At 72.8% G+C, this 25794-nt stretch carries 28 protein-coding genes; 16 read left to right on the top strand and 12 right to left on the bottom strand.

From position 1 onward, the window contains the following. Positions 1-137 precede the first annotated feature (137 nt). On the bottom strand, positions 138-2447 hold the full coding sequence (locus tag ACIBAD_RS04395; RefSeq protein WP_398904378.1) for a family 20 glycosylhydrolase: 2310 nt from the start codon (positions 2445-2447) through the stop codon (positions 138-140). Between the two features lie 367 nt (positions 2448-2814). On the opposite strand from ACIBAD_RS04395, the gene ACIBAD_RS04390 reads away from it, so the two are divergent. Beyond that, positions 2815-3963: a molybdopterin-dependent oxidoreductase gene (locus tag ACIBAD_RS04390; RefSeq protein WP_398904376.1), complete on the top strand. Its 1149-nt coding sequence runs from the start codon at positions 2815-2817 to the stop codon at positions 3961-3963. Next, the gene (locus ACIBAD_RS04385; RefSeq protein ID WP_134068942.1) at positions 3963-4367 is read left to right on the top strand and encodes a hypothetical protein; all 405 of its coding nucleotides are present in this window, start codon (positions 3963-3965) and stop codon (positions 4365-4367) included. Before ACIBAD_RS04390 ends, ACIBAD_RS04385 begins: the two co-directional genes overlap by 1 nt. 69 nt (positions 4368-4436) lie before the next feature. Here the strand turns inward: ACIBAD_RS04385 and ACIBAD_RS04380 are convergent, their stop codons facing one another. Further along, positions 4437-5120 carry a class I SAM-dependent methyltransferase gene (locus ACIBAD_RS04380; RefSeq protein WP_398904373.1) on the bottom strand — a complete coding sequence of 228 codons (684 nt, stop codon included), beginning with the start codon at positions 5118-5120 and terminating at the stop codon, positions 4437-4439. Continuing rightward, positions 5117-5473 carry a hypothetical protein gene (locus ACIBAD_RS04375; protein WP_398904371.1) on the bottom strand — a complete coding sequence of 119 codons (357 nt, stop codon included), beginning with the start codon at positions 5471-5473 and terminating at the stop codon, positions 5117-5119. The genes ACIBAD_RS04380 and ACIBAD_RS04375 overlap by 4 nt, the downstream gene beginning before the upstream one ends. 267 nt (positions 5474-5740) lie before the next feature. Between ACIBAD_RS04375 and ACIBAD_RS04370 the strand changes: the two genes are divergently transcribed. Both ACIBAD_RS04370 and ACIBAD_RS04365 read left to right on the top strand, forming a co-directional pair. Then, positions 5741-6508, top strand: coding sequence for a response regulator transcription factor (locus tag ACIBAD_RS04370; protein WP_398904768.1), 768 nt, complete (start codon positions 5741-5743; stop codon positions 6506-6508). After that, positions 6501-7616: a sensor histidine kinase gene (locus tag ACIBAD_RS04365; protein WP_398904369.1), complete on the top strand. Its 1116-nt coding sequence runs from the start codon at positions 6501-6503 to the stop codon at positions 7614-7616. The genes ACIBAD_RS04370 and ACIBAD_RS04365 overlap by 8 nt, the downstream gene beginning before the upstream one ends. Positions 7617-7619: 3 nt before the next feature. Here the strand turns inward: ACIBAD_RS04365 and ACIBAD_RS04360 are convergent, their stop codons facing one another. Next, positions 7620-8336, bottom strand: coding sequence for a hypothetical protein (locus ACIBAD_RS04360; RefSeq protein WP_398904367.1), 717 nt, complete (start codon positions 8334-8336; stop codon positions 7620-7622). Positions 8337-8480: 144 nt separating this feature from the next. On the opposite strand from ACIBAD_RS04360, the gene ACIBAD_RS04355 reads away from it, so the two are divergent. Continuing rightward, positions 8481-9056 (top strand): MepB family protein, encoded by a 576-nt coding sequence (locus ACIBAD_RS04355; RefSeq protein ID WP_134068937.1) that lies wholly within the window; start codon positions 8481-8483, stop codon positions 9054-9056. Between the two features lie 9 nt (positions 9057-9065). Here ACIBAD_RS04355 and ACIBAD_RS04350 read toward each other — a convergent pair whose 3' ends face one another. The 3 genes from ACIBAD_RS04350 to ACIBAD_RS04340 all read right to left on the bottom strand — a co-directional run bounded on the left by ACIBAD_RS04350 (position 9066) and on the right by ACIBAD_RS04340 (position 13910). Next, entirely contained in the window at positions 9066-10169 is a 1104-nt protein-coding gene (locus ACIBAD_RS04350) for a mechanosensitive ion channel family protein (RefSeq protein ID WP_398904365.1), read from the bottom strand. A gap of 190 nt (positions 10170-10359) precedes the next feature. Further along, a complete protein-coding gene (locus tag ACIBAD_RS04345) occupies positions 10360-13062 on the bottom strand; it encodes a glycosyl hydrolase 2 galactose-binding domain-containing protein (protein ID WP_398904363.1) in 2703 nt (900 codons plus the stop codon). A 68-nt stretch (positions 13063-13130) separates the two neighbouring features. Further along, entirely contained in the window at positions 13131-13910 is a 780-nt protein-coding gene (locus tag ACIBAD_RS04340; protein WP_398904361.1) for a class I SAM-dependent methyltransferase, read from the bottom strand. A 184-nt stretch (positions 13911-14094) separates the two neighbouring features. On the opposite strand from ACIBAD_RS04340, the gene ACIBAD_RS04335 reads away from it, so the two are divergent. The 3 genes from ACIBAD_RS04335 to ACIBAD_RS04325 all read left to right on the top strand — a co-directional run bounded on the left by ACIBAD_RS04335 (position 14095) and on the right by ACIBAD_RS04325 (position 16397). Continuing rightward, positions 14095-15255: an aminotransferase class V-fold PLP-dependent enzyme gene (locus tag ACIBAD_RS04335; RefSeq protein WP_398904359.1), complete on the top strand. Its 1161-nt coding sequence runs from the start codon at positions 14095-14097 to the stop codon at positions 15253-15255. 141 nt (positions 15256-15396) lie between these two features. Then, positions 15397-15813 carry an Ig domain-containing protein gene (locus tag ACIBAD_RS04330; protein ID WP_398904357.1) on the top strand — a complete coding sequence of 139 codons (417 nt, stop codon included), beginning with the start codon at positions 15397-15399 and terminating at the stop codon, positions 15811-15813. A gap of 311 nt (positions 15814-16124) precedes the next feature. Continuing rightward, positions 16125-16397, top strand: coding sequence for a hypothetical protein (locus ACIBAD_RS04325; RefSeq protein ID WP_398904355.1), 273 nt, complete (start codon positions 16125-16127; stop codon positions 16395-16397). A gap of 260 nt (positions 16398-16657) precedes the next feature. Here ACIBAD_RS04325 and ACIBAD_RS04320 read toward each other — a convergent pair whose 3' ends face one another. Together ACIBAD_RS04320 and ACIBAD_RS04315 are read right to left on the bottom strand one after the other, a co-directional pair. Next, on the bottom strand, positions 16658-17299 hold the full coding sequence (locus tag ACIBAD_RS04320; RefSeq protein ID WP_398904352.1) for an SRPBCC family protein: 642 nt from the start codon (positions 17297-17299) through the stop codon (positions 16658-16660). Next, on the bottom strand, positions 17296-17655 hold the full coding sequence (locus ACIBAD_RS04315) for a metalloregulator ArsR/SmtB family transcription factor (protein WP_134068930.1): 360 nt from the start codon (positions 17653-17655) through the stop codon (positions 17296-17298). Before ACIBAD_RS04315 ends, ACIBAD_RS04320 begins: the two co-directional genes overlap by 4 nt. A gap of 182 nt (positions 17656-17837) precedes the next feature. On the opposite strand from ACIBAD_RS04315, the gene ACIBAD_RS04310 reads away from it, so the two are divergent. Further along, positions 17838-19259: an NADP-dependent succinic semialdehyde dehydrogenase gene (locus ACIBAD_RS04310; protein WP_134068929.1), complete on the top strand. Its 1422-nt coding sequence runs from the start codon at positions 17838-17840 to the stop codon at positions 19257-19259. Positions 19260-19343: 84 nt separating this feature from the next. Here the strand turns inward: ACIBAD_RS04310 and ACIBAD_RS04305 are convergent, their stop codons facing one another. Beyond that, complete coding sequence (locus ACIBAD_RS04305) at positions 19344-19697, bottom strand: PRC-barrel domain-containing protein (RefSeq protein ID WP_134068928.1); 354 nt, start codon at positions 19695-19697, stop codon at positions 19344-19346. A gap of 150 nt (positions 19698-19847) precedes the next feature. Between ACIBAD_RS04305 and ACIBAD_RS04300 the strand changes: the two genes are divergently transcribed. Further along, positions 19848-20474: an ATP-binding protein gene (locus ACIBAD_RS04300; protein ID WP_208328935.1), complete on the top strand. Its 627-nt coding sequence runs from the start codon at positions 19848-19850 to the stop codon at positions 20472-20474. Here the strand turns inward: ACIBAD_RS04300 and ACIBAD_RS04295 are convergent. Beyond that, the gene (locus ACIBAD_RS04295; protein ID WP_166681988.1) at positions 20392-20757 is read right to left on the bottom strand and encodes an STAS domain-containing protein; all 366 of its coding nucleotides are present in this window, start codon (positions 20755-20757) and stop codon (positions 20392-20394) included. The two genes, ACIBAD_RS04300 and ACIBAD_RS04295, sit on opposite strands and share 83 nt — an antisense overlap. Before the next feature lie 208 nt (positions 20758-20965). Between ACIBAD_RS04295 and ACIBAD_RS04290 the strand changes: the two genes are divergently transcribed. The 5 genes from ACIBAD_RS04290 (at position 20966) to ACIBAD_RS04270 (ending at position 23318) form a co-directional block, all read left to right on the top strand. Beyond that, complete coding sequence (locus tag ACIBAD_RS04290) at positions 20966-21280, top strand: helix-turn-helix domain-containing protein (RefSeq protein WP_134068926.1); 315 nt, start codon at positions 20966-20968, stop codon at positions 21278-21280. A 662-nt stretch (positions 21281-21942) separates the two neighbouring features. Next, on the top strand, positions 21943-22086 hold the full coding sequence (locus ACIBAD_RS04285) for a hypothetical protein (protein WP_398904348.1): 144 nt from the start codon (positions 21943-21945) through the stop codon (positions 22084-22086). Between the two features lie 70 nt (positions 22087-22156). Then, positions 22157-22537, top strand: a complete 381-nt coding sequence (locus ACIBAD_RS04280) for a hypothetical protein (protein ID WP_398904346.1) — start codon at positions 22157-22159, stop codon at positions 22535-22537. A 91-nt stretch (positions 22538-22628) separates the two neighbouring features. Further along, the gene (locus ACIBAD_RS04275) at positions 22629-22784 is read left to right on the top strand and encodes a DUF6131 family protein (protein WP_220461305.1); all 156 of its coding nucleotides are present in this window, start codon (positions 22629-22631) and stop codon (positions 22782-22784) included. Positions 22785-22949: 165 nt separating this feature from the next. Continuing rightward, the gene (locus ACIBAD_RS04270; RefSeq protein ID WP_166681987.1) at positions 22950-23318 is read left to right on the top strand and encodes an SH3 domain-containing protein; all 369 of its coding nucleotides are present in this window, start codon (positions 22950-22952) and stop codon (positions 23316-23318) included. Positions 23319-23358: 40 nt separating this feature from the next. Here the strand turns inward: ACIBAD_RS04270 and ACIBAD_RS04265 are convergent, their stop codons facing one another. Continuing rightward, on the bottom strand, positions 23359-24564 hold the full coding sequence (locus tag ACIBAD_RS04265; RefSeq protein ID WP_398904344.1) for an aromatic acid exporter family protein: 1206 nt from the start codon (positions 24562-24564) through the stop codon (positions 23359-23361). Between the two features lie 277 nt (positions 24565-24841). Here ACIBAD_RS04265 and ACIBAD_RS04260 point away from each other — a divergent pair, with 277 nt between their 5' ends. After that, positions 24842-25591 carry a VOC family protein gene (locus ACIBAD_RS04260; protein ID WP_134074199.1) on the top strand — a complete coding sequence of 250 codons (750 nt, stop codon included), beginning with the start codon at positions 24842-24844 and terminating at the stop codon, positions 25589-25591. The last annotated feature ends 203 nt before the right edge of the window (positions 25592-25794 follow it).

Below are 25794 nucleotides of genomic sequence, written 5' to 3'. Positions count from 1 at the left end.
GAACGGCGCGCGGTCCGGGCGGCCGCCCGGACCTGGCGGCCGAGGCGGCCCGGGCCCCCGCCCCGAACGCCGAACGTCCCCCCCCGGGGGGCGAAGACTCCGCACCGCAGGGGGGACGCCCGTACACCGCCGTCCGGTCAGGCGATCTGCCACCGCTGATAGGCCGAACCGGAAGCCGGCTGCTGCGTGGCGAGCGCGCCGTCCGCCCCGGACGCGGTGGTCAGCAGGAGCGCGCTCTTCTTGTTGGCCACCGAGTAGTCGCCCCCGCCGAGCGCGGTGAGCAGCCAGCGCTGGCCGTCTCCGCCCGTGCAGGCGGCCTGGACGACGGCCGCGCCGGGCGCCGTGGATCCGCCCGATACGTCCGCGCAGAGCCTCGACGCCCCGTTGACCATGGAGTAGGAGCCGTCGGAGTTGAGCGCCAGCTGCCACTGCTGGTTGGGGCCGCCGTGCGGGGTCCAGGTGATCAGCTGGGTACCCGCGGTGCTCGAACTCCCCGGGTCGTCGAGGGCCTTGCCGGCCGCGCCGAGGGTCCGGGTGCCGCTCAACGGGCCGCCGTACACCTCGAACTCGTACAGTGAATAGCCGTAGGCGGTACCGCGCTTGGTCCCGTACACGCGGATGTAGCGACCCGATCCGGACAGGTCGGCGAGCTCCTGGACCCCGCCGGCGCCGGCCGTCGTGGCGTACACCGTGCGCCAGGTCGCGGCGTCGTCGGAGAGCTGGATCTGGAACGCCTTTCCGTACGCCGCCTCCCAGCGCAGCACCACGCGGCTCACGGCCTGGCTGGATCCCAGGTCGACCTGGAGCCACTGCGGGTCGGCGTACGCGCTGGACCAGCGGGTGCCGGGGTCCCCGTCGGTGGCCGACGAGGCCGGGAAGTCGGCGGTCTCGGTGCTGGAGGCGGTGGTCGGCCGGTTGCGGGCGAGGTTGCCGGGCTGGGCGAGACCGGGCCATGCGGGGTTGTGCCCGACCGCGGCGGCGATCGGGGTGAACGCGGCGTAGGTGGCGGCCGGCTTGGGGGAGCCCCAGGTCTGCTGGGCCAGCGCGCGCAGCGGGTACATGATGCCCGCGGCGATCTGCTCCTGCGTCTCGGCGGTGGGGTTGTCGCACCACACGTGGATCAGCGAGCCGGGGTTCTTCGAGGGGTCGGTGAGGGTGGCCCCGCCCTCGAAGCGGTCGGGGGTCCAGGTCTCGTACATCCACTTGGTGTCGGGTTTGGCGCCCCCCAGGACGTAATACGTCGGCGTCCAGGACTCGTTGGCGACGCTGTGGCCGGCCGCGGCCAGCTGCTGCGGGGTGAGCCCGTAGCTGTACCAGTACTCGACGAGGATTCCGGGGTGCGGGGTCAGCGTCCCGTCCCCGGCCTTGATGCCGTCGTTCCACATCCGGGTGGTCTTGCCGGCCGCCCGCACCAGGTCGTCGGCCCAGTTGACGAACCCGTAGTAGGTGTCCTTGGCGGTGGCGCCCGCCCCGTAGTGGGCACGGGCGTAGCTGAGCAGCTGCGGGTACTTGGCGTAGTCGGTGACGTACTCGTCCGCGCCGATGTGCCAGTACGGGGCCGGGAACAGCGGCAGGTACTCGTTCACCAGGTCCTTGATCAGGGTGTACGAGGCCGGCAGCGAGAGGTCGATGAAATCGAGACTGGCCGCGCCGGAACTGCTCTTGAGCCTGAGCTCCGGGTGGGCGGCCAGGACGGCGTTCATGTGCCCCGGAGTGTCGATCTCGGGAACGATCGTGACGTGGTACTTCTGCCCGAGCGCGACGAGGTCGGCGATGTCCTGCTTGGAGTAGTGGTCGGCGGAGACGATCTCCGGGTGGGTGGAGCTTTCGAGGCGGAACCCGAAGGTGTCCGACAGGTGGAAGTGGAAGTAGTTGAGCTTGAGGTAGGCCAGCTCCTTGATGTGCTGCTTCACCCAGTCGACGGTGAAGAACTTCCGACCCTGGTCGATCATGAGCCCGCGCTCCGCCTTGGCGGGCCAGTCGACCGCCGTGCCGGCGGGCACCGAGGCGGACTGGTGCAGGAGCTGGAGCACGGTACGGGTGCCGTAGAACGCGCCCGCGTCGGTTCCGGCCCGGATCGCGACGGACGCTCCGACGGTCAGCCGGTAGCCCTCGGCGGGGAGCCCCGGGTCGCCGAGGCCCAGCGCGATGTCGCCGGGCGAGGCGCTCCCGGTGACGACGGCGACGGGACGTCCGGCCAGGGCGCCCAGGTCCTCGGCGAAGGTGGCGGCGTCGTCGGACAGCTGGGCGGCGTAGGCGGGATCGACGGCGATCCGGCTGGTCCCGGTGAAGGTGTAGGCGCCGGTGCCGGCCGTCCACTGCCGCAGCGCCGGAACGGTCTGCGGCGGCCCGGCGGCGGTCGGTGCGGGTGCGGCGACGGCGGTACCGGGCAACGAGAGCGCGGCCACCGCGCAGACGGCGGCGATCAGCAATCTGAGCAGACGCATGGCGAGTCCCCAAGTCATGGGAGGGAAGGGGGAGTTACAGAGGCAGCCAAGGTGCAGGCAAAGTGCAGCGCAGCGCCGGATGCATGTCAATACCTGCTCGAAACCCCGCCCCAACGAGCAGGATCGCGCACGCCGTGTATCCGCCGAGGTACCCGACGGCCGGCAGTACCCCCGGCACGTCGACGGGCGCGTTGTTCACGGCCCCGATCGGTACCGCGGGGAGTGCGGAAGGGCAGGGGCCGGTACGCAGGTTCACCGCCGCGGCGTTCCGGGGAAGGCGCGCAACGGGGTCCCGCGCCGCCCATGTCCGCGTTTCGTAAGGAGTCCGAACCGCCTCCGAGCGGCTTCCCGGGGGTGTCATGGGTCCATGCGCTTCCCCATCCCTCTTCCTTCCGCACCGCCCATCACCTTCAAGGCGCGGCTGCACGACGCCCGGACGGCGACCGCCATCGGCCGCTGGCTCGGGCTCGCCTTCGCCGTCTGTTTCGCGACCGGTGTGCTCAGCCACTACCTCCAGCACCCGCCGCACTGGCTCGCCGACCGGCTACCGAGCCGCCCCTACTGGGGCTACCGGTTCACCCAGGGACTCCACGTGGTCTCCGGGATCGCGGCGATCCCACTGCTGTCGGCGAAGCTGTGGGCGGTCTACCCCCGGCTGTTCGAATGGCCGCCGCTGCGGTCGGTGCGGCACGCGCTCGAACGGGCCTCTGTGGCGGTCCTGGTGGCGGCAGGCGTCTTCGAGCTGTTCACCGGCCTGCTGAACACCTTCCAGTGGTACCCCTGGCCCTTCTCCTTCGTCCCCGTCCACTTCGCGCTGTCCTGGCTGCTGGCGGGCGCGCTCATGGTGCACATCGCAGTGAAGTGGCCCGAGATCCAAGACCATTGGACCCGCACCTCGCCGGGCACGCTCGCACTGCCCGAGGCCGACGGCCCGGACCGGCGCGCGCTGCTGGCGGGCGTCGCCGCGGCGGTGGGGGCGGTGACCCTGACGACCGCCGGGCAGTCCGTGACCGCGCTCGGGCGCCTCGACCTGTTCGCCCCGCGCCACCCCGCCGTCGGACCGCAGGGGCTCCCGGTGAACCGTACGGCGAAGGCGGCCGGGATCACCGCGGCCTCCGTACGGGACTGGCGGCTGACCGTCGCCGGACCTCGCCCGTACACCCTCACCCTCGACGAACTGCGCGCGATGCCGCAGCACGAGGTGACGCTGCCCATCGCGTGCGTCGAGGGCTGGAGCAAGAACGCCCGGTGGACCGGGGTCCGCGTGCGCGACCTGCTGGAACGCGCGGGCGGCGGCCCGGACGCCCGCGCCCGGGTGGAGTCCCTGGAGCCGGTCGGCGCGTACCGGGTGACGGAGATGGGCCCCGAGTACGCCCAGGACCCGCTCACCCTGCTCGCGCTGCGCCTGGGCGCCGAGGAACTCTCCCCGGACCACGGCTACCCGGCGCGGATCATCGCCCCGAACCGGCCCGGCGTGCTCCAGACCAAGTGGGTCGGCCGACTGGAGGTGGCGTGATGGCGTACCGGTACGCGGTGGCCGGCACCGGCCTGGTCCTGATGGGCCTGGGCGGCGCCCTGCTGGTCCAGCAGCCCTCGCCCTGGCGGATCGCGCTGTGGCTCGCGGGTGCGGTCGTGGTGCACGACGGACTGGTCGCGCCGCTCGTGATCGCGGTCGCCGCCCTCACCGGCGCCGTCGGCCTGCGCCTGCGCGGGGTCCCGCGCGCCGCCCTGATCGTCGCGGGCTCCGTGACCGCGGTCGCCCTCCCGCCGCTCCTGCGCCCGGGCGGGGCGGCCAACCCGACCGTGGTGCCGCTGGACTACCTGCGCAACTGGCTGCTGACGATGGCGGCCATCGCCGTGGCCACGGGCGTGTACCTCGCGGCGGGCGCCGCGCTGCGCGCGGCGCGCCGGCGCACCTGAGCGACCGGACACGCGAAAGCGGCTGACGCGCTCTCGCGCCAGCCGCTTTCCGTACGTCCCGGTGAGCCCTCAGCGCCGCAGCTGGACGAAGGCGCGGCCCGCCGCACGCCAGGGCACCGCCCGGGTCCAGCCCGCGTCCGCCGCTTGGGCACGGAGCGCGCCGGTACCGAGCCGGGCCCACGGGAAGGGCGTCCCGCGGCCGCCGTTCCCGTCCTCGACGTGCACCTCGACGCGCTCGTCGACGTCCACGGTGGCCACCTCGACCAGGAGGGTGCCGCCGGGGGCCGCGAGCCGCGAGGCCCGGCGCAGCAGTGCGCCGGGGTCGCCGCCGATGCCGATGTTCCCGTCGATGAGCAGGACCGTGCCCCACCGGCCCTCGCTGGGCAGGGGGTCGAACACGGACCGGCACAGGGCGCTGCCGCCGGTGCGCACCGTACGGGCCACCGCCTCCGGGGCCACGTCCACGCCGAGGACGGGCTGCCCGAGGCGGGTGAGGGCGGCGACCAGGCGGCCCGGACCGCAGCCTATGTCCAGCACCGGGCCCTCGCAGCGGGCCAGGACGGTGGAATCGGCCGCGTCGGCCTCGGCGCACCAGCGCTCCACGTCGAGCGGCAGCAGCCAGCCGTCGCTGCGGCGCAGGAAGAGGGGCCCCCGGCCGGTGCGCACGGCATCGGAGTACGGGTCGGCCCGCCAGGCCTGGGCGGCGGGCTCCACCGGCCGCGCGGCCGTCCGTGCCGTCGTCTGCGCGGTCACCGTACGGCCGCGGAGAGTTCGGCCTGCAGGGCGGCGAACCGGGTGCGGCGCGCGGAGGCGGCGACCTCGGCGGCGTCGTACGGCGCGTCGACGTCGCGCAGCGCCGGGAGGTCCCGTACGGGCCGCCCCGGCCCGGTCGGCCGCGGGCGCCGCACCATCCCGGTGTCGGAGACGGACACCGGCACTCCCGGGCCGGGGGCGAGATCGGCCGAGCCGTCGGCGGCGCCGTTGCCGGCGACGCCGGGCCGCCAACCGGCCGGCACCCGCGCCGGCAGCCGGGGCAGCGCCTCCGCCTCGTCGGGACACGGCGGTACGAGGTCCGCCCGGGGCGGCACACAAGCAGAATCAGTCACGTCCACACCGTAGGAAGCGGGCGCGGACGAAAGGGGCTTCAACTCCTTACGAAACGCGGACGCCGTGCCCGATCCGAGGAGGGCGCCGTGCACCCGGACCGCCGCGGATGACAGGCTGTGACCATGCCAGTGAGCGATACGCAGCATACGGACGACGGCCGCGAGGCGGCCGGGACGGGCGAGGCGGCCGGGACGGGCGAGGCGGCCGGGACGGGCGGGGCGGCCGGGACGGGCGGGGCGGGCGCACCGGACCCCGTCCTCGGCAGCATCCTGGTCGTGGACGACGACCCGACCGTCTCCGAGGTCGTGGCCGGGTACCTGGACCGGGCTGGCTTCACCGTGCGCCTGGCCGCCGACGGACCGGCCGCCCTGCGCGCCGCCGAGGAGCAGCGCCCGGACCTGGTGGTCCTCGACCTCATGCTGCCGGGCATGGACGGGCTGGAGGTCTGCCGGCGGCTGCGGGCGCGCGAGCGCGCCGCCGACCCGCACGGTGGCCGGGGCGCGATCCCGCCCGTCCCGGTCATCATGCTCACCGCGCGCGGCGACGAGGACGACCGGATCCTGGGCCTGGAAGTCGGCGCGGACGACTACGTGACCAAGCCCTTCAGCCCGCGCGAGCTCGTCCTGCGCGTGCGGTCCGTCCTGCGCCGGGCCGTCCCCGCCGCACCGGCCGCCGGCCCCCGGCTCACCGCGGCGGGCCTGAGCCTGGACCCGGCGGCGCGCCGCGTGAGCAAGGACGGCAAGGAACTCGCCCTCACCTTGAGGGAGTTCGATCTGCTCGCCTTCTTCCTGAGCCATCCCGGGCAGGTCTGCGACCGGGAGCGGCTCATGCGCGAGGTCTGGGGCTGGGACTTCGGCGACCTGTCCACCGTCACCGTCCACGTCCGCCGGCTGCGCGGCAAGATCGAGGACGACGCGGCGAACCCCCGGCTGATCCAGACCGTCTGGGGCGCCGGCTACCGCTTCGACACCCACCCCACCCCGGCGGCCCCCGCCATGGACCACAGAAGGGCGGACGGTCATGAACATGCCTGACGAGGACCTGCTGCTGATCGCCCTGTACGCCCTCCTCGGTGCGGGCGGCGCCGGAGCGCTGGGCGCCGTGGCCCTGCGGATACTGCGCCGGCGAAGCGTCGCCGTCTCCCTCACCGTGGTGACCGCCGTCGCCGTGCTCGCGATGCTCGCCGGCACGCTCGCCGTGGCCTGGGCGATGTTCCTCTCCTCCCACGACCTGACCGTGGTGACGGTCGTCGCCGCCGTGGCCGCCGCCGTCTCGCTGGGCACGGCCCTGCTGCTGGGGCGCCAGGTCGTCCTGCGCTGCCGTGAACTCGCCGCCGCAGCACGCGTGTTCGGTGAGGAGGGCACCTTCACCACACCCGCCGTGCCGGCCCCCGCCGAACTCACCGCGCTCAGCCGCGAACTGGCCCTGACCAGCGAACGCCTGGCCGCGTCCAGGGAACGCGAGCGGGCCCTGGAGACCTCACGACGGGAGCTCGTCGCCTGGATCTCGCACGATCTGCGCACCCCGCTGGCCGGGCTGCGCGCCATGTCGGAGGCGCTGGAGGACGGCATGGCCGCCGATCCCGCCCGCTACCACCGGCAGATGCGCACCGAAGTCGACCGCCTCAACTCCATGGTGGGCGACCTGTTCGAGCTCTCCCGCATCCACGCGGGCGCCCTGAGCCTCAGCCCCACCCGGTTGAACCTCCACGACCTGGTGGGCGACGCCCTGGCCGGCACCGACGCCCTCGCCCGGGAGCACGGCGTACGGCTGGTCGGGGACGGGACCGCCTCGCTCCCGGTGGAGGTGGACGGCAAGGAAATGTCCCGCGTCCTGTCGAACCTGCTGGTCAACGCCATTCGTCACACCCCGGCCGACGGCACGGTCGCGATCGCGGCCGAAGCCCGTGAGGGCACGGTGGTGCTGTCCGTCACCGATGCCTGCGGCGGCATCCCCGAGGAGGACCTCACGCGCGTCTTCGACACCGGCTGGCGCGGGACCCAGGCCCGTACGCCTCCCGGGGGCGCGGGCCTGGGCCTGGCAATCGTCCGCGGCATCGTCGAGGCGCACGACGGGCACGCGCACGTCCGCAACGTCACCGGAGGATGCCGCTTCGAACTGACCCTCCCGGCGCCCGCGTAGCGGTCAGGGCTGCTTGCAGGTGACGTGCACGGTTTCACTTTGCGCGGTCATGTTGAAATCCGGCACGTGCAGGGTCACGAACGCGCTCACCGTCGGAGTGTTCGCCATCACGGACCCCTCCACCACCTTGAGGAGGGAGACGCTTGTGATGCCGGGGGTGAACTCGGCCGTGCCCGAGGAGATCGGATCGGCGCTGGAGGCGTACGTCCAGAAGTAGCGGACCTTCCCCTGCCCGGTGGCCGTGATCTTGCCGTCGAACTCCAACTTGGGCGGGCTGGTGCAGTCGACGGTGCTCCCCGACTTGGTCAGCGTCACCACCTCGACCTTGGTGACCTTCACGTCCCCCTTGCCGTCACCCGGCTTCTCCCGCGACGGCGTGGCGCAGTCGATGTGCTTGCCCTGCCGCGACCCGCTCTCCCGGTAACTGACCGTATATGTGCCGTAGCGGACGCCCTGCCGGTCGAGTGAGCCCGTGTCGTCCACCGTGGTCCGGAAGGACGACTTCCCCTCGACCCGCACCGACTGGTTCGGGGCGAATCCGCTGAGGTGGAGGTCGTAGCCCATCTTCCCGCCCGGGTTGCCGCCGCCGCTGCGCGGAGTCAGCTCGCAGGAGGGCGCCATGGGAGCCCGGGCGGCTCCCGCCCCGGCGGTGCGGCCCTGGGCCGCGAAGGCGGGGGTGAGAGCGAGCGAGGAGGCGAGGAGCGGGGCCGCGAGAAGCAAGAGACTCCGGTACCGGTTCGTCTGCCGATTCATCGTGCTGCCCTTCCTGAGAGGAAAGCCCCCGATGTCGGACCACCAGGATATCGGGCGGGGCCCGAAGGCGCCGTGGGCCACGAGGTCTCGGATCCATGACAGGGTGGCCGGATGACGACCCACCGCGAGCGCTCCGTCGAGCCCCGTCCCGTCCCTTCCGGCCCCGCACCGTGGCCGGACGCGTTCCGGATCCACGGCGATCTCCTCGCGGCGAAGTCACGCGTCTACGACCCGTGCGGATTCACCTGCTCGCAGCCGGTTCCCGAGGCCGAGGGCGCCGCGTACGCCGCGCACGAATTCACCCTGGACGCACGCGCCGTCCGGTTCCGCGCGGCCAAGACGACGCCCACCAAGGCGGGGCAGTTCGTCACCGTGTGGAAGCGGTCCCCGGGCGGTCCCATCCAGCCCTTCGACACCGCGGATCGCGTGGACCTCTTCGTCATCAGCTGCCACGACGACCACGGCTTCGGCCAGTTCGTCTTCCCGGTGGAAGACCTCCGGCGGAACGGCGTCGTATCGGTGGACGGTTCCGGCGGGAAGAGGGGATTCCGCGTCTACCCGCCGTGGGTGGCCACCGCAAACCGCCAGGCTGAGGGCGCTCAGAAGTGGCAGGTGGAGCACTTCCTCCACCTGCCACAGGACGGCGCCGTCGACCTGGCCCGCGCCGAGGAGCTGTACCACCCGTAAGGGGTCGGCTCAGCCGGTGGCGGCGGGGGAACGGGGCGGGGCCTCGCGCTGGTGCGGGACCGGGGGGAGCGCCGATGCCTGGAGCCCGTCGTGGTGGAGCTGGACCGTCCGCGTGGGCGCGGGGATCGAGATGCCCTCCGCCCGGAACCGCTCGTGCAGGCGCTTGATGAACTCGTGCTTGATCCGGTACTGGTCGCTGAACTCGCCGACGCCCAGGATGACCGTGAAGTTGATCCTGGACTCGGCGAAGGTGTGGAACCGGACCTTGCCCTCGTGGTCGGGGACCGCGCCGTTGATGTCGGCCATCACGCTGTCGACCACGTCGAGCGTCACGCGCTCCACGTGCTCCAGATCGCTCTCGTAGCCCACGCCCACCTGGACGAGGATCGACAACTGCTGTTCGGGCTGGGTGAAGTTGGTCATGTTCGTCCGTGCGAGACGCCCGTTGGGGATGATCACCAGGTTGTTCGACAGGTTGCGCACCACGGTGTTGCGCCAGTTGATGTCGACGACGTATCCCTCTTCCCCGCTGCTGAGGCGGATGTAGTCACCGGGCTGCACGGTCTTGGAGGCGAGGATGTGGACGCCCGCGAAGAGGTTGGCGAGGGTGTCCTGCAAGGCCAGGGCCACCGCCAGACCGCCCACCCCGAGGGCGGTGACCAGCGGTGCGATGGACACGCCCACGGTTTCGAGCGCGACGAGCACACCCATCACGAGGACCACGATCCGCGTGATGTTGACGAAGATGGACGCCGATCCGGCGACGCCCGTCCGGGCCCCCGCCACCGACTGGACGAGACCCGCGATGACCCGGGCCGCGCTGAGCGTGGCGATGAGGATGAGCACGGCGGTCAGGGACTGGTTCACGAACCCCAGGACCCGCGCGGTGAGCGGCAGGGTCGAGGCGGCCACCGCGACGCCGGCGATGACGGCCGCCCAAGGGGCGAGGGTGCGCAGCGCGTCGACGATGATGTCGTCGCCGGTCCACCGCGTCCGTTCGGCGTGCCGGCCCAGCCAGCGCATCAGGGCGCGCAGCAGCAGCCCGGCCAGGGCGCCCGCGGCCACCGCGATCCCGGCCACCAGCCAGTCGTGCAGGAGGAGTTCCCGGTTCAACGGAGGCCCTCCGCTCGGCGCCGGACCGGGGGAGCGGCGACGGGCCCGGCGGGCCGTCGTATGAGGTGTGTCGTCACCTTGTCACCTGTCAGTTTCTCGTGCGTGGAGCCTCGTTCGGGCGCGTGTACGCATTCCGGAACGGGTTGCCATCCTGCCCCATGGCCCGACGCCCCCTGCAGGTGGGCCGGTGTCAGGTGGCCGGGACCGTGGCCGTCGGCGTGTTCCATCCGGAGATCCGGATCCGGGGCGCCGACCCGTGCAGGTCGGCGGTGCGGTAGGTCGCCGTCAGGGTGGCCGACTCGCCGGGCCAGAGGCTGATCTGGTTGTCGGACCACTGCACGGGCAGGACGGGGGTGTCCTTGCCGTCGACCAGGTGGAGGTCGGTGAGCAGGGCCGGGGTGTTCCCGGTGCCGGTGTTCCGTACGGTGACGACCGTCGTGGAGGTCGACGGCGCGTCGCCGCCCGTGCTCGTCGTCGCCGTGGCGGAGACGGCGGCCTGAGCCATCGACCGCAGCCCGGTGAGATCGGCGTAGGCCGTGGTCGGCGTGTGGTACCAGTCGCTCTCGGTGTAGTCGAGGACGTCGCGGCGCGTGGAGAGCCAGTACACGTTGCGGCTCACCTCGCGCCCGGCGGCGTCGGTCAGGACCAGCCGCGCGAGATGGGTCGCGGACAGCCCGTCCACCGACGCAGGCAGGGTCAGCGCGACGGCCTTCGCCCCGTCCGCGCCGACCGCCAGGCCGGTCACCGTCCGGTCGTACTTCTGCGTTCCGTCGGTGTTGAAGAGGGAGACCCGCGCGGTCAGCCCCGACACCGCCGTCGTACGGCGGTTGACGACGGCCACGGTGCGGTCGTCGTACGAGTACTGGACGTGCAGCGGCTCGTTCGCCTTCTTCGCGCCGAAGTACGCGCCGTTCTGGTCGAGGTAGCGGTCCACGAGCTGCCAGTGCAGCGAGGTCCAGCCGCTGTTGAACATCCAGTAGATCACCCCCGTCGACGGCTTCGAGGCGTCGGTAGCGTTGCGCGCGTACGCCTCGTACTGCGCGCGGACGTTCTCGTACTGGGCGAGCTGCGCCGTGGCGACGTAGTCCTCCAGGCTGCGCGGGGCGCCGTACCGGGCGCTCAGCGCATCGTCGTACAGCTTGAGCGTGGCGTACGTGCGCGAGGGCGAGCGGTGGTACTGCGGTGCGGCCGGGTCCTTCCAGAGGGAGGTCAGCTCGGCCGGGGACATCATGCGTCGCAGGGTGTCGAGGGTGGGGATGTCGGGGCCCGCGCTGGTCTCGGAGTTGAATCCGGTGGCCCCGCCCTCCCGCTTGTCGTACCAGTAGCCCGGCGGCACCCACTCGTACGGTCCCGGCATCCGCATCCCCGAAGCGCCGGTGAGCGGCGCCGACTTGGCGGCAGCGGCGGGGATCACCGGGGTGGGCCAGTCGGCGGCCTTCAGCGCGTCGACGTAGCCCCGCTCGATCTCCGTGTCCGGGGCGAAATCGCTGCCGATGAGGAAGGAGATGACGCTGGGGTGATCGCGCAGGCGGGCGGCCTCGGCCGCCATGGAGGCCTTGGCCACGGGGTAGTCGGCCGCCGTCCAGCCCTCTCCGGCCTCGGTGCCGTTGACCTCGCCCTCCCATTTGGTGCAGCACTGCCAGCCGGGCAGGGTCAGGATCCCGTACCGGTCGGCGAGGTCGAAGAACTCGTCCTGTTCGAGGTGTCCTTCCAGGCGCAGGGTGTTGAGGCCCAGGTCCCGGGCGTAGGCCAGCCTGTCCTCCGCGTAGGCGGGGTCCCAGCGCAGCAGTTCGTCGGGGGACCAGCCGGCACCCCGGATCAGCAGCGGCCGGCCGTTGACGGAGTACTGGCGGGCGCCGTCCTTGTTGAGCGGCGCCTGGACGCTGCGGATGCCGAAGCCGCGGCGGGTCCGGTCGGAGACGACGGAGCCGGAGCCGGAGCCGGATTCCGGGACCGTGACCGTCAGATCGAGCTCGTACAGCTCCTGTGCGCCCATTCCGGCCGGCCACCACACCCGCGGCCGGTCGAGGTGCAGCTGCGGGGTGTCGGCCGGGGTGAAGGCCACCGTCTTCGTCTCGTGGGCGCGCAGCGGCACCTCCCGCCGGAACGCGATGCCCGACCCGATGGTGCCGGAGACCGCGGCGGTGACGTCCTCGGCCGATTCGTTGCGGACCTTCGCCTTCACCGTCAGGTCCGCGGAGGCCGGCGACGGCATCGCCAGGCTGGTCACCACGTGCGCGTCGCGCAGGGCGACGCGGCCGCCGCGCCGTACGAGCACGTCGCGGACGATGCCCATGTTCTGGTCCGGGGGCGGCTGCAACCAGTCGAGCCAGCCCATGGTGAGGTTCTTGCGCGGATCGTTCGGCTGGATCCGGAAGGCCACCGCATTGGCGCCGGCCCGCACCAGTTCGGTGACGTCGAGCTCGTGGTGCGTGTACGCGCCGGCGACCGCCGACGCCGTGGCGACCTGCTTCCCGTTGACGAACACGTCCGCCGCGGAGACGACCCCGCTGAAGTCCAGGTACGTGCGCGTAGAAGTGTCGGCGACGGTGAACTCGGCGCGGAACCACCACGGCACGGTGAAAGCGGCGGCCGGGATGCGCTGTTGGCTCGTCGAGTAGAAGGGGTCGGGATGCGTGCCGTCCGCGACCAGGGCGGCCAGCACGGTGGAGCGGGGCCCCGCCGGGTGCCAGCCGTTCGTCCGGTAGCCCGGGGCGGAGACGAGGGCCGCCGCGTCGGAGACCTCGGCCGTCGAGCGGATGGCGTACCCGGACAAGGCCGTGGTGCTCCCCGCGGCCGCGGGGACGACGGTCACCGCCCGTACGTGCGGCGCCCGGGGGGAGGGAGCCGCGGCCGGCGCGCCCGCGACGAGCGCGCCCAAGAGGCCGAGCACGGCCAAGACTGAGGTTTCCCATCGAACGACACGGACGGGAGAGGGGAACACGATGGTCTCCGGGAGGCTCAGGCGGCGAGGGCCGAGGTGATCACGAGCGGCGGATCGGCCCGCTCCGCGGTCCAGGGGTAGCGGTCCAGGAGACCCGGGTCGGCGAGGGCCAGCGCCTCGTCCACCGTGGGCCGGCGCTGGGTGACCGCGCGGAAGCGGCCGCTTTCGAGGAGGGCCGGCAGCCGGTCGACGGGCCAGGCGTGGTTGCGCACCTCCTGCCAGGTCCCGTCCGTGCGCCGCAGACGCAGCGGCATCTCCTCGCCCGGCCGGTACGAGGCCCCCGCGGTGCCCACGCGCAGCGAGGCGTACTCCCACTCCGTGCAGGTGGGGTCGGTGGACAGCAGGACGAACGGGGCTCCGGGCCGCAGCAGGCGGCGGATCTCGGCGAAGACCCCGAGCAGGGCCTCCTCGGTCGGCAGCGACGCCAGGACGTGATTGCACATCACCGCGTCCGCGCACCCGTCGGGCAGGCCCGTCACCCGGCCGTCCCTGACCAGGTGGAACTCCGCCACCGCCGGCGCCGTGCTGCGGGCCAGAGCCAGCATCTCGGCGGAGGTGTCCACGCCGAGCACCCGCGCGCCCAGTACCCGCGCCGCCCGGTCGGCGACCCGGCCGGGCCCGCAGCCGTAGTCCACGAGCACCTCGTCCCTGCCGATCCGGCGGGACAGGGCCTCGAACACGAACGGATAGCCGAGCAGCCAGTCCGTGGCCGCCTCCACCGCCGCGAACGCCTCTGCCCCGGCAGGCCCGGACCAGGCGCCGCCCTCTTCCGCATGTTCCTCTGACGCGTTGTTCACAGCTCCCCACTATCGGCCCGGCGGGCCGGCCGGCGGTTGCGGCGCGCCCGTCCGGCACCCCGACGGCGACGGTCGGCCAAGTGGGGCGAGTGCGGTGTTCCGCCGGGACGGCTGATGTTTCCGGCCCCGCGAGCCGGGCAGTGTGGTGGGCCCCGGCCCCTCGAACGACGCGAAAGGCACGCCCATGACCTCGCCTGTCGGCAGCGAGCCGCTCCCCAACGCCCGCGAGCTGTTCGACATCCCCGACGGCATCGCCTACTTCAACACCGCCAGCGTGGCGCCGACGCTGCGCACCGGCCTCGTCGCGGGCGAGGCCGCCCTGCTCAAGCGGGCCCAGCCCTGGCGGCTTCAGGGGCCCGACTGGTTCAGCGGGGCCGAGGAGCGCCGCAGGCTGTTCGGGGACCTCATCGGCGCCACCGCCGATGACATCGCCCTCGTGCCGGCGACCAGCTACGGGTTCGCGGTGGCCGCCGCAAACCTCACGGCGCGGGCCGGCAGCCGGATCCTGGTCCTCGACGGCGAGTACCCGTCCGGGATCTACACCTGGTGGCGGTTCGCCGAGCGTACGGGGGCCACGATGCTCACCGTCCGGCGCGAGCCCGGACAGACCTGGACCGAGGCCGTCCTGGACTCCCTCGACGACACCGTGGCCGTGGTCTCGGTGCCGCGGGTGCACTGGACCGACGGCGCCCTGCTCGACCTGGACCGGATCGCCGAGGCCAGCCGGGCCGCCGGCGCCGCCCTGGTCATCGACGCCAGCCAGTCCGCCGGGGCGATCCCGATCGACACGGGCGCGCTGCGGCCCGACTTCCTCGTCTGCGTCGGCTACAAGTGGCTGCTCGGCCCCTTCGGGCTCGGCTACCTGTACGTGGCTCCGGACCGCCAGGAGGGGCGGCCGCTGGAGGAGAACTGGATCGTGCGCAAGGACTCCGACGACTTCGGGCGGCTCGTCGAGTACCGCACCGAATACCAGCCCGGGGCCCGCCGCTTCGACGTGGGCGCGCGCACCGCCTTCGAACTCACCCCGATGGCGCTCGCCGCCCTGGAGCAGCTGTCGGCCTGGACCGTGCCCCGGGTCGCCGTCACCCTGGCGGCCACCACGGCCCGTATCGCCTCGGCGGCACGGGAGCGGGGCCTGCCCGTCCCCTCGCCGCGCGGCCCGCACATGCTCGGGATCACCGTCCCCGACGGACTCCAGCGGCGCGTGGTGGCGGCGCTGGAGGAGGCGAACGTGTTCGTCGGGGCCCGCGGCTCGGCCATCCGCATCAGCCCCCACCTCCACACCACCGGCGCCGACATCGAACAGCTGCTGAGCGCGCTGGACGCCGCCCTGAACCGGCCCTGAACCGGCCCCGCACCACGGCGGGATGCGCGTCGCGCAGGAACGCCCTCTGCACCGTTCTGGTGGAAACGCACACCTGTGCGTAGGATTCCGGCGTCCCATCGCACCTTGAACGCAGCTGTCCACCAAGCGAGTTCGGAGGTCATGTTGAGATCGAACCAGCGTGTCCCGCGTCGATTGGCGGCCCTGGCCGTCGGCTTGGCGGCCGTCCTGGCCGCGCCCGTCGGCTCGGCGGCCGCCGCTGCCGGGCAGCCGGCCCCGCCCGCGGCCGCCGCGGTGGCCGCCGCCCCGGCGGTGGCTTTTCCCGGCAACCAGGTCGACTACCAGTACGACAGCGCCCGGCTGCAGATGTCCGCCACCGGTGGCACGACCCCGTATTCCTGGTCGGCGGCCAACCTGCCGACCGGCCTCACGATCAACGCCTCGACCGGCCTGATCTCCGGAGTGCTGCGCGGCAGCGGCACCCGCACCGTGACGGTCACGGCGAAGGACGCGGTCGGCGCCACGGGCTCCACCACGTTCACCTGGCGCGTGATCCGCGATGCCTGCCCCCGCTGCTGATCCGCCGGCCCTGATCCGCCGGCCCTGATCCGCCGGCCCTGAACCGCCGGCCCTGGGCCCCGTGTCCTGAGCCCCGTGTCCTGAGCCCCGTGTCCTGAGCCCCGTGTCCTGAGCCCCGTGTCGCGGGCGGCGCCGGCGCACGCCGCGGCCGCCCGCGACACGGGACGCACTCGGAAACCATCCGTACGCCCTGCGGCGTCCCCGCGGGGGAGGGGGGTGGTGTTCATGTCAGATGCTGAGCCGCGGGTGCGGGGGCTCGCCGCGCTGGTGCCCGTCGTGGCGGCCGCGGCCCTGTACGGCTGGGCGCACTGGTGCTACGCCGGCGCTCGGCGCCGTCCGGCACGGTCGCGCTGGCGGGCGGAGCCGTCCTGGTCGTCGGCGCCTCGGTGGTGTACTTCGCGTGCGTCGGCGGGAGCCGGAGCGTGTTCGGGGCGCTCTTCCTCGCCCTGGGACTGCTGCTCACCGTGACGGCCGCGGACCAGGCGGCGGCGCGCGCGGAGGTCGCCCCGTGCGTCGTACGCGGTGTCCAGGAGCGGAAGGCGAGCTCCGCGGGCGAGGGCCTCCCGGGCGAGAGGATCGTGTAACGCCACGTACTGGACTGCCCCGGCGGCTATCCGGACGAGCTCACGGAGGACCGGCGCGTCGCAGCCGCGGGCGGGGAGGTCCGCGTCGCCTACGACCCCCGGCACCGGGTGTCCCCGGCGCTGGAGGGCGCGAACTCGCCCTGGGCGTCCGCTCTGGGCGCCGTGGCCCTGCTCGCCCTGAGCGCTCTGCTGGCCGGCGCCGGCCGTATCCGGGCCACGTAGTCCGGACCGGCGAGCGGCGGCCGCCCCGCCGGGGCGGGCTACTGCGCCTTCGGGGGCACGTAGAACCCGGTCGTCGCGTGGACCGCCGCGGCCACGGCCGCCGCCGACTCGCCGGAGGCCGCGTGCGCCCCGCCCCAGGCCTTGCTGCTGCCCGTCATGAACGCCCGGGCGTCGTCCGAAGCCATCCACGCGACCGCCTCCGACGGGTGCACGGCATCACCCTCCAGGTACATCCCGAGCCCCAGGACGGTGAGGTCCCAGCCGACACCGACCGCCCCGGGCCCGTACTGGTCCCAGAACTTCGGCTCCACCACCGCCACGTGTTCGAGCTCGAAGACGGTCCGCTCCGCGCCCTCGGGCGTCAGCCGTACCTCCACCTCGCTGAACCCGGGCGCCTGGCCCATCACCCAGCTCACCCGCAGCAGCCTCGGCGGCTCGCACTGCAGGATCTCCCCGCCCGCGTTCCCCTCCAGCTGGTAGCGCCCGCCGGGCCGCAGGTCGCCGCTGACCGGGAGGAACCACCGCCCGAGCCGGTCCGGACTCGTACAGGCGTCCCACACGTCCTCGGCACCGGCCGGGTAGGTGCGGCGCAGCAGTACGGTCCGCGCCTCCTCGCCTCCCACCTCGCGGCGGCCGACCTCGCGGTGGATGTCGTTGATCTGTCCCACGATGTCGCTCATCGCGCCTCTCCTCGGTCCTGTTCCCGCCGCTCGCGGCGGCCCCGCGCGAGCTCCGTGCCCAGCGCGTCCAACCGCTGCTCCCAGAAGCCGCGGAACCTGTCCAGCCAGTCGTCGACCTCGCGCAACGGCTCCGCACGGACGGCGTACAACCGTCGGGTCCCTTCCGCCCGTACCACGGCGAAGCCGCTCTCCCGCAGTACCCGCAGGTGCTGCGAAACGGCGGGCTGGGAGATCCCGAACTCTTTGCGGATCACCCCGCTGACAGCCCCGGACGGCTGCTCGCCGGCTGCCAGCAGCTCCAATATCCGGCGCCGGACGGGGTCTCCGAGTACGTCAAAGGCGTGCACGTCCGCCACTATGGCACCCTTCGCTTATATAAGCAACAACTTAGATAAGGCCGCGTGGGGTGCCTACGCCCCGGCGATCGAGTGAATCCGCCTCCCGGACGGACACGCCACCGCGCTCTGCCGGGTCCGGGGGAGGACGGGCCGATACGGTCCGGTTCGGTTCGACGCATCGAGGACGAGGAGGGCCGGACGTGCCCATCGCAACCGTCAATCCCGCGAACGGCGAGACGCTCAAGACCTTCGACGAGCTGGGCGCCGAGCAGATCGAGCAGCGCCTGGCGGCCGCCCACGCGGCCTTCCGGAGCTACCGCACGACGGCGTTCTCCGAGCGCGCCCGCCTCCTCGACCGCGCGGCCGACCTGCTCGACCACGACCAGGACGACATCGCCCGCACGATGACCATCGAGATGGGCAAGCCGCTCGGCGCCGCCCGGGCCGAGGCGGCGAAGTGCGCGAAGGCCATGCGCTGGTACGCGCGCAACGCCGAGGAACTGCTGGCCGACGAGCAGCCCCCGCAGGCCGAGGTGGCGGACGCAGGGGCCTCCCGTGCCCGGGTCCACTACCGGCCACTCGGCGTGGTCCTCGCTGTCATGCCGTGGAACTTCCCCCTCTGGCAGGTGGTCCGCTTCGCGGCGCCCGCCCTGATGGCGGGCAACGCGGGGCTGCTCAAGCACGCTTCGAACGTGCCGCAGACGGCGCTTTACCTGGGCGATCTCTTCCGGCGGGCCGGCTTCCCCGACGGGGTGTTCCAGACGCTGCTGGTCTCCTCCCGCGCCGTCGAGGGGATCCTGCGCGATCCCAGGGTCGCGGCGGCGACCCTCACCGGCAGCGAGCCGGCCGGCCGGGCCGTCGCGGCCGTCGCCGGCGACGAGGTGAAGAAGACCGTCCTGGAGCTGGGCGGCAGCGATCCGTTCGTGGTGATGCCGTCGGCCGACGTCGAACGGGCCGCGGCGGTCGCCGTCACGGCCCGGGTGCAGAACAACGGCCAGTCCTGCATCGCGGCCAAGCGGTTTCTCGTACACGCCGACGTCCACGAGGAGTTCACCCGTGCCTTCACGGCCCGGATGGCCGGGCTGACCGTCGGCGATCCGCTGTCCGAGTCCACGGACGTCGGTCCGCTCGCCACCGAGCAGGGGCGCGCCGACGTCGAGGCGCTCGTCGCGGACGCCGTACGCCGGGGGGCGACGGCCCTGTGCGGCGGGCAGCGGCCGACCGGCCTGCCCGACGGCCTGGCGCAGGGCTGGTTCTTCGAGCCGACCGTCCTCACCGGGATCACTCCCGAGATGCGCATCCACCGCGAGGAGGCGTTCGGTCCGGTGGCCACCGTGTACCGGGTACGGGACCTGGACGAGGCGGTGGAGCTCGCCAACGACACACCCTTCGGCCTGAGTTCGAACGTCTGGACCCGCGACGAGGCGGAACAGGAACGATTCGTACGGGACATCGAGGCCGGGGGCGTCTTCTTCAACGGCATGACCGCCTCCCACCCGGCCCTGCCCTTCGGCGGTGTGAAGCGCTCCGGGTACGGGCGCGAGCTGTCGGGCCACGGCATCCGCGAGTTCTGCAACGCGACGACGGTCTGGCACGCGGCCGAGCCCGGCACCGGCGCGTAGGCGCGGCCGGGCCGGAAGCGGCGCTACGGGGTGTCTCGCCGATCAGGCCGAGCCGGCGTGATCGGCGAGACCACCCCCTAGGGCTCAGGCCCGGTGCGACATGCCCCCGTAGTAGCCGACCAGGGCGTTGTGGTACTCCGGGTCCCCGAGGTGCTTCTCCTTGTCGAACTCCGGGGCGGATTTGATCTGCTCCTTGGTGAGTTCGACGTGGATCCGGCGCTCGTCCATGTCGATGAGGCCGACGGTGCCCGCCGGCAGCAGGACGTGCTTGCCGAAGATCCACGGGCCGGTGTCGACCACGAGGTAGGACGAGTCGACTTCGTCCGAGTGCTTGTCGACCTTGCCGATGGAGCCGTCCTGCGCCTCGACCCTGTAGCCGGTCAGGTCGGTCCCGGCCAGGCGTCCCGATGTCCCCCGGTAGATCCACAGATTGCTCATGGCGTCTCGCTCCTGCGTTCCGCTTGATCGCTGCCACGAGGCGCCTGCCCAGCCGTCCCGGACCCACACCTCGGGCCGGGAACGTCCCTAGCGCATCCGCCGCCCGCCGCGTTACAGGTTTCACTCCGGCACGTGGGGTAGGGGCCATTCATGAACGAGCCGATGGGATCAGACGCCCGGACGAGGCGGCTCGGCCTGTACGGCGCCGCCCAGGTGGTCGGGCGCTGCCGTGACTTCTGCCGCAGCACGATCGAGGACTGGGCCTGGCCCGGACCGGAGTACCGCGGCGCGCTCACGGACGAGGAGCGGCACGCGGCCGTCGAGGACGTCCTGCTGCTGGTCTCCGAGGCGGTGACCAATGCGGTCAGGCACGGAGGAGGCCCCACGGAGCTCGTCCTGAGACTCTGCCCCTCCGCCCCGGATGCCGCGCTCGGGCGGGCGGCAGACCTGCGGATCGAGGTCAGCGACGCCAGCCGTGCGATGCCGCGGCTCAGGACCCCGACCGTGCTGGGGCGGCCCGGTGGATACGGCCTGAAGGTGATGAACCTGCTGGCCAGGCGCTGGGGAGTGACGCCGAGGGCCGGCGGGAAGACCGTCTGGTTCGAGGTCGCGGCCCCGGTTCCGGCCCGCGCGATGCTCAACGGATCGCCGCAGGCGCAGCGGGGCGCGGGACCGGGCGGCGGGGGCGCGGGACCTAGCCGGGGCCGGGGCCGGAGCCGTTCGGGAAGTACGCGAAAGTGCCGGTCAATTCGAGCAGCCGGGATACCCGGGGACTGATGTTCCGGACCCTGAAGCGGGGCGCGCGGTGGACGCGGTCGACGCCCGCCTCCAGGCGGACCTGCAGGAGGACGTTCAGGCACGCGCAGTCGCAGAACGTGACCTCGGCCAGGTCGAGCACCAGCCCGTTGGGGCAGGCGTTCAGGGCGGAGACCAGAACGGCCCGGAGTTCCTGGGCGCAGTCCTGATCGATTTCTCCGGTGAGGACGACGAGTGCGCCGCCCGTGCCGTCCGCTTCCACGCGGACGGTCGACCGTACGTTGTCCGGCCATGTCGTCGTCATCGGTTCCCGATCTGGAGACATCTCCCGACTCCCCTGGGCCGGTCGGATCGCTGTCATCTCGATCGTGCGCTGCCAGGAGTCATGCGTCAAGGATTACTGGAAAAGTATTTCGTGTTTTCCCTTACGCGTCTTGGGTTACGCGCTTCGCTTCACGTGATCTGCCTTACGCGACTTGTCTCACACGAATGGTGCGGCGCATGATGGGGGCATGGAAAGCAGCTCAGAGCGCCGTCCCTCCTGGACCTTCCTGACCAACCACGCTCGGGTCCTCGTGGCGATCTCCCGCGATCCCGGGATCCGGCTGCGCGATGTCGCGGTCACCTGCGGACTCACCGAGCGGACGGTCCAGGCGATCGTCGCCGACCTCGAAACGGACGGGTACCTGACCCGTTCGCGCGACGGCAGGCGCAACCGCTACGAAATCGCCGAGGGGGCGACGTTCCGGCACCCCGCGGAAGCCGGCCACGAGATCGCAGGCCTGCTCTCCCTGCTCGCCGAGGACACGTCCCCGCTGCGACGGTGACCACGCCTCCTCGACGGGAGCAGCCGGACCCCGTCATGGAGCGCGGCGGCCCTGCGGGCTCCGGAGTGCGCGGGCGCGCAGATGCCGGACGCTGGACACCCGTACGGGGGACACGGCCGCGCCCGGCCAAGGCGAACGGGCCGGAACCGGCGACGGAGTGCGAAGTTGCCCTTGGCGCTCGGTGGACACGGCCGACCCGCCCCGCCCCGTCCCGTCCCCGGAAGCCCGAGGAGCCCGCCATGGGCCTGCGTCCCTCCCTGCACGCGACGGCGTCCGGCGGCTTCGGGCGCCGTTCACTGCTCCTGGGCACGGCTGCCTCGTGCGCCGTCGAGGCGCTCGGGACCTGGCCGGCGGGCGGGGGCGGCCCGCGCAACGCCGCGGCCCGGGCCGCGGCGCTGGGCATCCCCGCGCCGCTGGCCGCAAGGCTCGCAGCCGAGGCGGGGCCGCCGACATCCGCAGCGGCGGGGTGCACGAGAGCGTGCTGCGCGCGATGCTCCGGCTCGCGGACACCTGTCGGATGTCGGTCAGCGTGGTCCGGTCGGGACACCCGCAGAACGTGTTCGGCACCGGCCGGCCGAGCGATGACCCCGTCGGGCCGGGCCTACGACGTCTGGGCCGTCGACGGCCGTCCTGTCGTGGACCCCGCGACACCGCGGAGCCCCGTGACCGATTTCATGCGCGCGGCAGCGGCCCCGGGCTCGTACAACGTCGGTGGCCCCGTACGGCTTTCGGGTGGAACCCGGCCGAACCAGTTCTTCTCCGACGCCACGCACCACGACCACGTACACGTCGGTTTCGCCGACTGAGGCTCCGCCGCCTCGGCACAAGGGTGAACACGCCCGGCTTCGGGGCCGGATGCTTGTAGCATTCCTGCCCATGTCGAAGCCTGACGACCTGCTCGTCGCCATCGCTGCCGCCGTGGAGTCGCAGCAGACCAATCAGATGTCGTTGACCGTCCTGGTGCACGGCGCCGTCATCACCGGCCGCCTCGCTCCCGAGAGCGCGTGGCGCCGGCGCGTGGCCGAGGTCCTGGCGGACTCGGACCAGCTCGGTACGTTCGCGAGCCTGTTCATGGACGCCGAGGACGGCGATGCCATGCGCAGCGCCCCGCCGTCACCCTCCTACCTGCACTTCCACGTCGCCCGGATCCTCCAGGGCACCGTGGGCATCCCCGAGACCGGCGGGATGTACCGGATCGCGATCAAGGACGTCAGCGCCTGGACGATGGGAGACTTCAGCTACTCGGAGCCCGACTGATTCGAGGGGTCCTCCAGGCATGAAACGCGGCGTGGATGGTACACGCAGAGTGTCCCGGCGCGCTGAGGTGCCGGGGCGCTTGGAGGTAGTCGTGATTGTCCTCGGAGTGATCCTGCTGATCCTAGGGTTCGTCTTCGGAATCTCGATTCTGTGGACGATCGGCCTGATCCTGGTCGTCATCGGCCTGATTCTTTGGGTGCTCGGCGCTGTCGGGCACGCAGTGGGAGGTCGCAAGCACTATTACTGACGGCGGCCTCCACTCGCCGGCGGCCGAGCGCTGCGCCATACGGGCGAGTGGGCGGCACGCCGCCGAACCGGGCGCTGTTCCCCGGGGCAAGGTCGACGTCGGGCCGGCCGAGACGGCCGGCCCGAGACGTCGACCAGGAACGGGAGCCAGCGCATGGGGCAACGGATGAACCAACTGAAGGTGATCGCGACGGCCGCGGCGGGCCTCGCCCTGGGGCTGCTGCTCCCAGGGGTGCCCGCCGCCGCCCAAGCGGGCGCGGCCCACCCGGCACCCCACGCGGCCGCGCTCGCCGGGGCCGCCAACACCCACGTGCAGGGTGTCGTGGTCAGCCGCGTATCCCTCCACGTCCGGGCCCGGCCGACGACCTCGGCGAAGGTCCTCGGCTCCCTGGACCCCTTCGAGAAGGTGCAACTGTCCTGCCAGGCCAAGGGCTCCTCGGTGGAGGGCAACAACATCTGGTACCGGCTGCACGGCGCGCCCGGCTGGGTATCGGCCCGCTTCGTGCACAACTACACGCCGGTCCGCTGGTGCTGACCGGCGCCGCGGCGCCCGGCCGGCCCGCACCCCAACGGCCCTAACGGTCCGCGGCCGAGAGGTCGCGCCACAGCCGGCTGAGCCGCGGCCGCCGGGTGCGCTGCGTGCGCGAGTGCCGGTCCAGCTCCTCCACGAGCCGTTCGGAGCGCTTCTCCACGCCCAGTTCGTCCAGTACCCGGTCGGCGTCCGCGAGCAGGGCCCCGTACAGCTGCCACGTCCCGGGCCTCGCCCGCGCCTCCTCCTGCAGGAGCCGCCCGGCCCGCTCGCGGCTGACCCGCGCCGCCGCGAGCTCCTGCGTCAGCCGGACTTCAGCCTCCTCGGCGCTCGCGCTGATCTGCGCGGTGATCAGTACCGCGAAATGCTCGACGGCGCTCGCCATGTGCGCGAACAGGTCCCGCAGCGCCTCCGCGAGCTGGTCCGGGAAGAGGGCGCCGTCGGTGCGCGTCTTGGCGAGGTCGGTCAGCGTGCGGCAGCAGACGCGCAGGACCACGGCGCAGATCTCCAGGGTGTCCAGCCCCGTGCGGAGCACGAGGCGGAAGAGGAGCCCCTCCTTCACCCTGGGATTGAGCCGAAGGCTGTCCTCGGCCTGCCGCAGCGCCGCGTCCACGTCGGCGATGTCGTTGTCCAGCCTCCGGGCCTCGTGCAGCCGGGCGGCCGCCTTCTCCACCGGGGTGTGCTCCGCCAGCTCGTCGCCGAGGTGGACCAGCAGGTCGCGCATGCGGCCGGCGAGCGAGGTGATCGCCTCGCTCGCCGATGCCACCCATACGGGCGGCGTGAGGAAGATGTTGAACAGGAGCCCCACGACCGCCCCGATCAGGGTTTCCAGTACCCGGTCCCAGGCGGTGGCCGCCACCCGGGTCACGCCGAGCACCAGCATCGCGCTGATCGCGACCTCGGGGACGAACTCGTCCACGCGTACGAGATGGCCCACGACGAGCGAGGTGAGGATGACCAGCCCCAGGCTCCACCAGGTGAGGCCGACGAGGGCGCTGAACCCGATGGCGACGAGGACACCCGCGACGACCGAGTTCACCCGGCGGATGCCGGTGGTGAGGGTGGTGTAGAGGGTGACCTGTACGACGAGCAGCGCCGTCAGGGGTGCGGTCAGCGGCGCCGGCTCGCTGCTCAGCCAGAGCGCGACGACGTAGGACACGACGGCCGCAGCCGTCGACCGGACGGCCTGTACGACGACGGGCTCCCGGCGGCGGCTGACGAGGGTTCGTACGGTGACGATGACTTCGGGCATACGTGCCCGCCTTCCCGGACTCGGCGGCAACACGCGTCACATGGATCAAGACGGCACCACCGTACGCGAGGCGGGTTCACCCCGGCTTCCTGCAGGTTCCTCCCGGCCGCGCCCCGTACCCCATACGGCCTACGCCGTCTTCGGACCCGAGCGGCCCGGCCTCGGAGCCGGCCGCGCGACCCGGGGCTAGGGTGGATCGGGGGGAGGTCGAGGGAGGTCGGAGCCGGTGTCGACGTCAAGCCATGAGGTGTTCGGGGCGCCGTGCTGGGTCAGCCTGATGACCGGCGACCTCGATGCCGCGCACCATTTCTACGGCGCCGTGCTGGGCTGGGCGTTCCGCCCCACCCGCCTCGGCGAGGGGTTCTCCGTCGCGATGCGCGACGGGGCGCCGGTCGCCGGCATCGGCGGGCTGGCCAAGCGCCTGGGGATCCCGGTGGCGTGGACCCCGTATTTCGCCGTGGACGACGCGGACGTCGCCGCCGCGCGGGTGCGCGAGCGCGGTGCCACGATGGCGGTGGGCCCGCTCGCCTTCGGGACCGGCCGGGCCGCGCTCGCCGCCGACCCCGACGGCGCGGTCTTCGGGTTCTGGCAGGGCGAGGTGATCCCGGACTGGACGGCGCATCCCGGCGGCGCCGCCGCATGGCTCGAACTGCGCACCCGGGACGCCTTCGCGGCGGCCGTGTTCTACGGGGAGGTCCTCGACTGGGCCTGTGAACGCTCCGGGTGCTGCGACGTCTCGTACGAGCACGACCACGTCGTCGTCCGCCGCGGCCGCGACACCGTCGCCATGATCAGCGGCGGAGCCGTCGAAGAGGCCCCGGACCCGCAGGTACGGCCGCGCTGGCACGTCCACTTCGACGTGCCGGACCTCGAAGCGGCCGTGGAGACCGCCACCCGGCTCGGCGGCCGCGCCGTCTCGCCCGTCCACACCACGCCCACGAGCCGCCGGATCACGCTGGCCGACCCGGACGGCGCCCTCTTCACGGTCGTGAGCCTGCACGGCGCCCCGGGGGCCGCAGCCGGGTGAGGGGCCCGGTGGCATGACGCCGGCGGATCAGTTCGTCGGGTGGACGCCGAAGACGTCGACGACCAGGTCGATGCCGCCCCTCCCGCGGTTCGGTGAGGTACCCCCTGGCCCCGGGGGTGGTCACCGTGCTGTTCAGCACGTGGGCCGAACCCCGGCTGCCGTACGAGGCCCACGCCGGCCACGAAGACGGAGCGGCCGGTCAC

The organism is Streptomyces sp. NPDC051109 (assembly GCF_044455885.1).
Taxonomy (GTDB): domain Bacteria; phylum Actinomycetota; class Actinomycetes; order Streptomycetales; family Streptomycetaceae; genus Streptomyces.
The sequence above is the reverse complement of the archived record's forward strand: the minus strand, read 5'-3'. Positions and strand labels throughout refer to the sequence as shown.